The sequence below is a fragment of the Roseicyclus sp. genome (assembly GCF_052168335.1).
Lineage (GTDB): Bacteria > Pseudomonadota > Alphaproteobacteria > Rhodobacterales > Rhodobacteraceae > Roseibacterium.
On sequence record NZ_JBQLZP010000567.1, the window covers coordinates 1 to 8221 of the forward strand.

At 66.2% G+C, this 8221-nt stretch carries 9 protein-coding genes; all 9 read right to left on the reverse strand.

What is annotated here, in order from left to right:
• Positions 1-921 (reverse strand): NADH-quinone oxidoreductase subunit N (locus ACTS11_RS17430; RefSeq protein ID WP_442641565.1); only part of this gene is annotated, 921 nt, incomplete at its 3' end.
• A 9-nt stretch (positions 922-930) separates the two neighbouring features.
• Positions 931-2475, reverse strand: a complete 1545-nt coding sequence (locus tag ACTS11_RS17435; protein ID WP_442641566.1) for an NADH-quinone oxidoreductase subunit M — start codon at positions 2473-2475, stop codon at positions 931-933.
• A gap of 9 nt (positions 2476-2484) precedes the next feature.
• On the reverse strand, positions 2485-4611 hold the full coding sequence (gene nuoL, locus ACTS11_RS17440) for an NADH-quinone oxidoreductase subunit L (RefSeq protein WP_442641567.1): 2127 nt from the start codon (positions 4609-4611) through the stop codon (positions 2485-2487).
• A gap of 5 nt (positions 4612-4616) precedes the next feature.
• Positions 4617-4925, reverse strand: coding sequence for an NADH-quinone oxidoreductase subunit NuoK (nuoK, locus tag ACTS11_RS17445; protein ID WP_442641568.1), 309 nt, complete (start codon positions 4923-4925; stop codon positions 4617-4619).
• 112 nt (positions 4926-5037) lie between these two features.
• Entirely contained in the window at positions 5038-5469 is a 432-nt protein-coding gene (locus ACTS11_RS17450) for a hypothetical protein (protein WP_442641569.1), read from the reverse strand.
• The gene (locus ACTS11_RS17455) at positions 5469-6086 is read right to left on the reverse strand and encodes an NADH-quinone oxidoreductase subunit J (RefSeq protein ID WP_442641570.1); all 618 of its coding nucleotides are present in this window, start codon (positions 6084-6086) and stop codon (positions 5469-5471) included. Before ACTS11_RS17455 ends, ACTS11_RS17450 begins: the two co-directional genes overlap by 1 nt.
• A gap of 1 nt (position 6087) precedes the next feature.
• A complete protein-coding gene (locus ACTS11_RS17460; protein WP_442641571.1) occupies positions 6088-6501 on the reverse strand; it encodes a carboxymuconolactone decarboxylase family protein in 414 nt (137 codons plus the stop codon).
• Positions 6498-6992, reverse strand: coding sequence for an NADH-quinone oxidoreductase subunit NuoI (gene nuoI, locus ACTS11_RS17465; RefSeq protein ID WP_442641572.1), 495 nt, complete (start codon positions 6990-6992; stop codon positions 6498-6500). The genes ACTS11_RS17460 and nuoI overlap by 4 nt, the downstream gene beginning before the upstream one ends.
• A 14-nt stretch (positions 6993-7006) precedes the next feature.
• Positions 7007-8044: an NADH-quinone oxidoreductase subunit NuoH gene (gene nuoH, locus ACTS11_RS17470; RefSeq protein ID WP_442641573.1), complete on the reverse strand. Its 1038-nt coding sequence runs from the start codon at positions 8042-8044 to the stop codon at positions 7007-7009.
• Positions 8045-8221 lie beyond the last annotated feature (177 nt).

Consider the following 8221-nt stretch of genomic DNA (forward strand, 5'->3'; position numbering starts at 1 on the left):
GCCCATGTGGCCGATCGAGGAATAGGCCATCAGGCGCTTGATGTCCGTCTGCCCGATCGCGGCGATGGAGCCGACGAACATCGAGAGGACCGCGAGGAAGGCCACGATCTGCTGCCAGTCGCCCACCGCGCCACCGAAGGCGTCGTGCACCACGCGCGCGAGCAGCGCCGCGGCGGCCACCTTGGGCGCGGTCGCGAAAAGCGCGGTGATGGCGGTCGGCGCGCCTTCGTAGACGTCCGGCGTCCACATGTGGAAGGGCGCGGCCGAGACCTTGAAGGCGAGGCCGGCGAGCACGAAGACGAGGCCGAAGAGAAGGCCGAGGGACATCTCGCTGGCCGCCGTCGCCGCGACGATGCCGGCGAACTGCGTGGTGCCCGCGAAGCCGTAGACGAGCGACGCGCCGAAGAGGAGCAGGCCCGAGGAGAGCGCCCCGAGGATGAAGTATTTCAGCCCCGCCTCGGTCGAGCGGACGCTGTCGCGCCGGAGCGAGGCGATGACGTAGAGGCTGAGCGACTGGAGCTCGAGCCCGAGGTAGAGCGCGATGAGGTCGCCCGAGGAGACCATCATCATCATGCCCACGACGGCGAGGACCACGAGGATCGGGAACTCGAACCTGAGGAGGTTGTGGCGGGACATGAAGTCCTGCCCGATCAGCAGAACGGCGGCCGCCGACCACAGGATCGTCACCTTGGCGAAGCGGGAGAAGGCGTCGTCCACGAACATCCCGTCGAAGGCGACCCGCGTGCCCTGCCCCGTCAGCGCGATGTAGGCGCCCATGATCGCGAGGAGCAGCGCGGTGCCCCAGGTCAGCGCGGGCGCGACCCCGTCCTTCGAGGTGTAGACCGCCCCCAGGAGCCCCGCCATCGCGGCGAGCGACAGCACGATTTCCGGCAGGATGATTGCGAGATCGGGACCGAGCATGCGGCTACCTCAGTGGTTCGCGGCGAACTGGCTGCCCGGCACATGGGCCTCGAGCGCCAGCTCGTAATCCGTGATGAGCGCCTCGACCGAGGGGCCGATCACGTCGGTGATCAGGCTCGGGTAGACGCCGAGAAGAAGGGTCATGACGACGAGGGGCGCGAAGATCGCCTTCTCGCGCCGGTCCATGTCGGTGATCGACTTCAGGCTCTCCTTGATGAGGTCGCCGAAGACGACCCGCCGGTAGAGCCAGAGCGCGTAGCAGGCCGAGAGGATCACCCCCGTCGCCGCGAAGACGCCGACCCAGGTGTTGACCTGGAAGACGCCGATCAGCGTCAGGAACTCGCCGACGAATCCGCTGGTGCCCGGAAGACCCACGTTCGCCATGGTGAAGAGCATGAAGATCAGCGCGTAGGCCGGCATCCGCACGACGAGGCCGCCATAGGCGTCGATGTCGCGCGTGTGCATCCGGTCGTAGATCACGCCGACGCAGAGGAAGAGCGCGCCCGAGACGAAGCCGTGGCTGATCATCTGGAAGATCGCCCCGTCCACGCCCTGCTGGTTCGCCGCGAAGATCCCCATGGTGACGAAGCCCATGTGCGCCACGGAGGAATAGGCGATGAGCTTCTTCATGTCCTCCTGCACCATCGCCACGAGCGAGGTGTAGACGATGGCGATGACGCTGAGCCAAAGGACCAGCGGCGCCATCAGGTCCGACGCGACCGGGAACATCGGCAGCGAGAAGCGGAGGAAGCCGTAGCCGCCCATCTTCAGCAGGATCGCCGCCAGCACGACCGAGCCCGCCGTCGGCGCCTGCACGTGCGCGTCCGGCAGCCAGGTGTGCACCGGCCACATGGGCATCTTCACCGCGAAGGAGGCGAAGAAGGCGAGCCACATGAGCGTCTGCATCCCTCCCGCGATCTGCCAGCCCAGCAGCGTGACGGGCCCCGCGCTGAACTGGTGGTCGAGAAGCGCGACGATGTCCGTGGTGCCCGCGTCCACGTACATGGCGATCATCGCCACGAGCATCAGGACCGAGCCGAGGAAGGTGTAGAGGAAGAACTTGAACGAGGCGTAGATGCGGTCCTTGCCGCCCCAGATCCCGATGATCAGGAACATCGGGATCAGGCCCGCCTCGAAGAAGAGGTAGAAGAGCACGAGGTCGAGCGCCACGAAGACACCGATCATCAGCGTCTCTAGCACCAGCATCGCGACCATGTATTCCTTCACGCGGTGCGTGACGCCCCAGCACGACGCGATGGTGATCGGCATGAGGAAGGTCGTCAGCATCACGAAGAGCACGCTGATGCCGTCCACGCCCACCTTGTACTGCAGGCCGAAGAGCCACTCGGTCTGCTCGACGAGCTGGAAGCCGGTGTCGTTGGGGTCGAACTCCACCAGGATGAAGATCGACACGAGGAAGGTCGCCGCGGTCGCCGCGAACGCGAGTCGCTTGGCGTTCAGCTGCGCCGCCGCGTCGTCGCCGCGCAGGAACACCGCGAGGATGACCGCGGCGACCAGCGGCAGGAAGGTGACGATGGAGAGAAGGTTGTCCATGGGTCGGTCTCAGCCTCCGGCGCCCAGGGTGACCCAGGTGATCAGGACCACGATCCCGAGCACCATCGCGAAGGCGTAGTGGAAGATGTAGCCGGACTGCGCGCGGCTCAGCGTCCGGGTGAAGAAGGGAATGATCCCCATGGCGAGCCCGTTGATCCCGCCGTCGATCACCGCACCGTCCCCGCCCTTCCAGAAGAAGCGGCCGAGCCAGCGGGCGGGCCTCACGAAGAGGAAGTCGTAGGCCTCGTCGAAGTACCACTTGTTCAGGAGGAACAGGTAGAGCGGGCGCTGCGCGCGCGCGAGCTGCCCCGGGATCGCCGGGTTGAGGATGTAGAACCAGAGCGCGGTGACGAAGCCGAGCGCCATCGCCACGAAGGGCGCGAGACGGACCCAGGTGGGCACGACATGGGCATCGTTCAGGACGTGGTTGTCCGGTGCATGGTGGATGGCGCCCTCGCCGGGCGCGCCGGTGAAGACGTAGTGCGGCTCCTCGGCGGCATGGTCGCTCGCCTCGCCATGCGCCTCGGGCGCGGTCTCGCCCGCGTGGTCGTCGGCGGCCGCCTCATCGCCATGCGCTTCCTCGACGGCGTAGGGCACGCCGAAGAAGGACGCCACGTAGTTCGTCTTGCCGAAGAAGCTGCCGTACCAGACCATGCCAGCGAAGACCGCGCCGAGCGCGAGCACGCCGAGCGGGATCAGCATGGTCATCGGGCTTTCATGGGCGTGCTCGTGCGTGTGCTTGTTGCCGCGCGGCTCGCCGTAGAAGGTCAGGAACATGAGCCGCCAGGAATAGAAGCTGGTGAAGAGCGCGCTGACGACGAGCGACCAGAAGGCGAACTCGCCCAGGCCCGGCCCGAAGGCCCAGGCGCTCTCGATCACCGCGTCCTTCGAGACGAAGCCCGCGAAGCCCACCGGGAAGCCCACGTAGAGCAGCGGGATGCCGACGCCGGTGATGGCGAGCGTGCCGATCATCATGGCCCAGAACGTGTAGGGCAGCTTCTTCCGCAGGCCGCCGTAGTTTCGCATGTCCTGCTCGTGGTGCATCCCGTGGATGACCGAGCCCGCCCCGAGGAAGAGCATCGCCTTGAAGAAGGCATGCGTGAAGAGGTGGAACATCGCGACCGAGTAGACCCCGACGCCCGCCGCCACGAACATGTAGCCGAGCTGCGACATCGTCGAGTAGGCGATGACGCGCTTGATGTCGTTCTGCACCAGCCCGATCGTCGCCGCCACGAAGGCCGAGAGCGCGCCCACAACGATGATGAAGTTCCCCGCCATCGGCGCGTATTCGATGAGCGGCGACATCCGGCAGACGAGGAAGACGCCCGCCGTCACCATCGTCGCCGCGTGGATCAGCGCCGACACCGGCGTGGGGCCCTCCATCGCGTCCGGCAGCCAGGTGTGCAGGATCAGCTGCGCCGACTTGCCCATCGCGCCGATGAAGAGGAGGAAGGCGATCGTCTCGGCGGCGTTCAGCTCCATCCCGAGGAAGGTGATCGTCATCTCCGCGAACTCGGCCCCCATGGGCAGGATCACGTCGAACTGGATCGAATCCGCCATCCAGAAGATCGCGAAGATGCCGAGGAGAAAGCCGAAGTCGCCCACCCGGTTGACGATGAAGGCCTTCATCGCCGCCGCGCCCGCCGAGGGCTTGCGGAAGTAGAACCCGATAAGGAGGTAGGAGGCGACGCCCACCCCCTCCCAGCCGAAGAAGAGCTGGAGGAGGTTGTCCGCCGTCACCAGCATCAGCATGGCGAAGGTGAAGAACGACAGGTAGGCGAAGAAGCGCGGCCGGTAGCTCTCGCCGTGCTTGAAGTTGTCGTCATGCGCCATGTAGCCGAAGGAATACAGGTGCACGAGCGCCGAGACCGAGGTGATGACGATCAGCATGATCGCCGTCAGCCGGTCGATGCGGATGGACCATTCGCTGAAGAACGTGCCGCTCTCGATCCAGGTGAAGAGCGAGCGCGTCGTCGTCTCGCCGTCGAAGCCGAGGAACACCACCCAGCTCAGCAGCATCGACAGGAAGAGCAGGCCCGTGGCGACCGCGCAGGCCGCCTGCTCGCCGATCATGCGCCAGGTGAACCCGCAGATGAGCGCGCCGACCAGGGGGGCGAAGAGGAGGATCGTTTCCATGTCTCTCAGCCCTTCATGGTCGAGACGTCTTCCACCGCGATCGTGCCGCGGTTGCGGAAGTAGCAGACGAGGATGGCGAGGCCGATGGCGGCCTCGGCGGCGGCGACGGTCAGGATGAAGAGCGTGAAGACCTGCCCGGTCAGATCGCCGAGATAGGCCGAGAAGGCGACGAGGTTGATGTTCACCGAGAGCAGCATCAGCTCGATCGACATCAGGATGATGATGACGTTCTTCCGGTTGAGGAAGATGCCGAAGATGCCGATGACGAAGAGCGCGGAGGCCACCGTCAGGTAATGTTCAAGACCGATCGTCATGTCGTCCCTCTCGACCCCTGTACACGCGGGGCCATCTGCCGTTTTCGGTCCGGGCCGGGCCCGGCTGGTCTGTCTGTCCGGCGCGGTCCCTGCGCCGGGTCTTGTCCTGCACCTATTCGCAGTAGTTCGGTGGCGGCGGCGTCGCGGGCAGGTCGCAGCCGCAATGGCCCGCTCCCAGCCGCACGCGCGACGCCTCGACGCCGATGGCGCGCACCTGCGTCGCCACCTCGGTCAGGGTCTGCGGCGCGTCGTCCATCATGATCTCGTAGAGCAGGTCCTCGGCGATCCAGAAGCGCCCGGCGCGATCCTCGTCGGCGACGATCAGGACGCCCTCGCGGCTGTTGCACTCCACCAGCACGGTGCGGTGGCGGGGGTCGCTGTCGCGCGACTCGCGGAACAGCACGACGTTGTCGCGCCAGGCGGACAGCTCGGCGATGCCGTCGTCGTTGTGGCAGATGGGCTGCATGATCACGCAGGCGGCAACCGCCCCCGGGGCGAGCCCGAGGCCGAGGCCGACCGATGCCATGACGCCCGCCTGGCCCATCAGCGCAGCCCCTGCCCCGGCTTGACGTCCTTCAGCTCCATCGCCTTGGCCGGGTCGCGGTACATCTGGGCGAGCACGTCCTGCCGCTTGATGTCGGCGCGGTGGCGCAGCGTCAGCACGATCGCGCCCACCATCGCCACCAGCAGGATCAGGCCCGAGAGCTGGAAGGGCAGGAAATACCGGTCGTAGAGGATCAGGCCCAGCGCCTCGGTGTTGTGGATCTCCTCCAGCGGCGGGATCGGGTTGCCGAGCCGCGCGTCGATCCCCTCGGAGAAGGTCCAGCTCCCGTAGGCGAGGCCGAGCTGCATCAGGATGACGACCCCGATCAGCCCCGCGAGCGGCATGTATTTCGCCATCTCGGCCTTCAGCCCCGCGAAGTCGACGTCGAGCATCATGACGACGAAGAGGAACAGGACCGCGACCGCGCCCACGTAGACGATGATGAGGAGCATCGCGACGAATTCCGCGCCGAGCAGCACGAAGAGGCCCGCGCCCGAGAGGAACGCGAGGATCAGCCACAGGACCGAGTGGACCGGGTTCTTCGCCGTGACGGTCAGGAGGCCGCCGACGATGATCGAGACGGCGAAGGCGTAGAAGGTGAAGTCCGCGATGGTCATGTCACTCCTCCGTCCCGTCTATGGCTTCCTTGGCGAGTTCCATCGCCTTGTTCATCGCGGGCACGCCGCCGAACATGGCGGCCATGCCGATGGCTTCGGCGATCTCCTGCTTGGTCGCGCCCGCCTCGAGGGCGTGGCGGACGGTCAGGCGGATCTGCGGCTCGGCCACGGCGCCCTGGATCGTGAGGCCCTGGAGCGTCAGGAGAAGCCGGGTCTTGGCGTCCAGCCCCTCGGGGTTGAACTGCTTGCCGAGGAAGGCCTCGAGCATCTCGGAGGGGACCGTCGGCCAGAGCTTGTCGAAGCCCGCGGGCGTGAAGTTCGCCAGCGCGGGGTTCATCGCCTTGACCCATTCCTGCGACATCTCCTGCGTCTGCCGGAACAGCGCCTCGAAGGGATTCTGGGATTTCTCGCTCATCGGTAGGGCGCATCCAGTTCGAGGTTGCGGGCGATCTCCGCCTCCCACCGCTCGCCGTTCTCGAGGAGCTTCTGCTTGTCGTAGAACAGCTCCTCCCGGGTCTCGGTGGCGAACTCGAAGTTCGGGCCCTCGACGATGGCATCGACCGGACAGGCCTCCTGGCAGAAGCCGCAGTAGATGCACTTCGTCATGTCGATGTCGTAGCGCGTGGTGCGGCGGCTGCCGTCCTCGCGCGGCTCGGCGTCGATGGTGATGGCCTGCGCGGGGCAGATCGCCTCGCAGAGCTTGCAGGCGATGCAGCGCTCCTCGCCGTTGGGATAGCGGCGCAGCGCGTGCTCGCCGCGGAACCGCGGGGACAGCGGCCCCTTCTCGTGCGGGTAGTTCACCGTCGCCTTGGGGGCGAAGAAATACCGCATGCCGAGGGCGAGACCCTTCAGCATGTCCTGCATCAGGAAGTACTTGGTGGCGCGGGTCCAGTCGATCTGCGTCATCTCGGCCTCCTATGTCAGAGTCCCACCGCCCAGCGGGCATAGGCGCCGCCGAACAGCTCGAACTTCGCGAGGAAGGCTACGATCACCACCCAGGCGAGCGACAGGGGAAGGAAAACCTTCCAGCCGATCCGCATGAGCTGGTCGTAGCGGTAGCGCGGCACCACGGCCTTCACCATCGCGAAGAGGAAGAAGAACAGCGCCATCTTGGCGATCATCCACAGCGGGCTGTCCGGAATGAACGGAATGGGCGAGAGCCAGCCGCCGAAGAACAGCAGCGTGATGAGCGCGCACATCAGGAAGATGGCGATGTATTCGCCCGCCATGAACAGCAGGAAGGGCGTGGACGAGTATTCCACCTGGTAGCCCGCGACGAGCTCGGATTCCGCCTCGGGCAGGTCGAAGGGCGGGCGGTTGGTCTCGGCCAGCGCCGAGATGAAGAAGAGCACGACCATCGGCAGGTGCGGCAGCCAGTACCACGAGAACAGGCCCCAGTCCCCGTCCTGCGCCGCGACGATGGCCCCGAAGTTCATCGAGCCCGTCGAGATGATGACCCCGATGATGATGAGGCCGATCGAGACCTCGTAGGAGATCATCTGCGCCGCCGACCGGAGAGACCCCAGGAACGGATACTTCGAGTTCGACGCCCAGCCGCCCATGATGACGCCGTAGACCTCGAGCGAGGAGACGGCGAAGACGTAGAGGATGGCGACGTTGATGTCGGCGAGCACCCAGCCGTCGTTGAACGGGATCACCGCCCAGGCGATCATGGCGAGCACGAAGGACGTCATCGGCGCGAGCATGAAGACCGGACGGTCCGCGCCCGCCGGGATCACGACCTCCTTCACGACATACTTGAGCGCGTCGGCGACCGTCTGGAGCAGGCCGAAGGCGCCCACCACGTTCGGGCCCCGGCGCATCTGGACCGCGGCCCAGATCTTGCGGTCGCCGTAGACCAGGAACAGCAGCGAGATCATCACGAAGCCGATCACCAGAAGGCTCTGGGCGGCGATTGTCACGATGATGCCCGGCGTGGTCGTAAAGAAGCCGTCCATGGTCGTCCTCAAACCGTCGGTATACCTTGCTCGGCGCAGCCTGCCGCCGTCACCTCGGCGTCGATCGTCTGCAACCCTCGCGGGAGCGTCGGCGAGACGGTGTAAACCGCATCCGCGACCCGAACGCCACCCTCTTCGTACACATTTGTGCGCACATGTCGCGCAAAGCCGTAGCCC

What these genes read in the sequence shown, in the direction of transcription:
- nuoL (WP_442641567.1), bottom strand. Translation starts at nt 4,611, where the DNA reads ATGGAAACGATCCTCCTCTTCGCCCCCCTGGTCGGCGCGCTCATCTGC.
- ACTS11_RS17450 (WP_442641569.1), bottom strand. Translation starts at nt 5,469, where the DNA reads ATGGGCCAGGCGGGCGTCATGGCATCGGTCGGCCTCGGCCTCGGGCTC.
- ACTS11_RS17435 (WP_442641566.1), bottom strand. Translation starts at nt 2,475, where the DNA reads ATGGACAACCTTCTCTCCATCGTCACCTTCCTGCCGCTGGTCGCCGCG.
- ACTS11_RS17455 (WP_442641570.1), bottom strand. Translation starts at nt 6,086, where the DNA reads ATGACCATCGCGGACTTCACCTTCTACGCCTTCGCCGTCTCGATCATC.
- nuoI (WP_442641572.1), bottom strand. Translation starts at nt 6,992, where the DNA reads ATGACGCAGATCGACTGGACCCGCGCCACCAAGTACTTCCTGATGCAG.
- nuoH (WP_442641573.1), bottom strand. Translation starts at nt 8,044, where the DNA reads ATGGACGGCTTCTTTACGACCACGCCGGGCATCATCGTGACAATCGCC.
- ACTS11_RS17460 (WP_442641571.1), bottom strand. Translation starts at nt 6,501, where the DNA reads ATGAGCGAGAAATCCCAGAATCCCTTCGAGGCGCTGTTCCGGCAGACG.
- nuoK (WP_442641568.1), bottom strand. Translation starts at nt 4,925, where the DNA reads ATGACGATCGGTCTTGAACATTACCTGACGGTGGCCTCCGCGCTCTTC.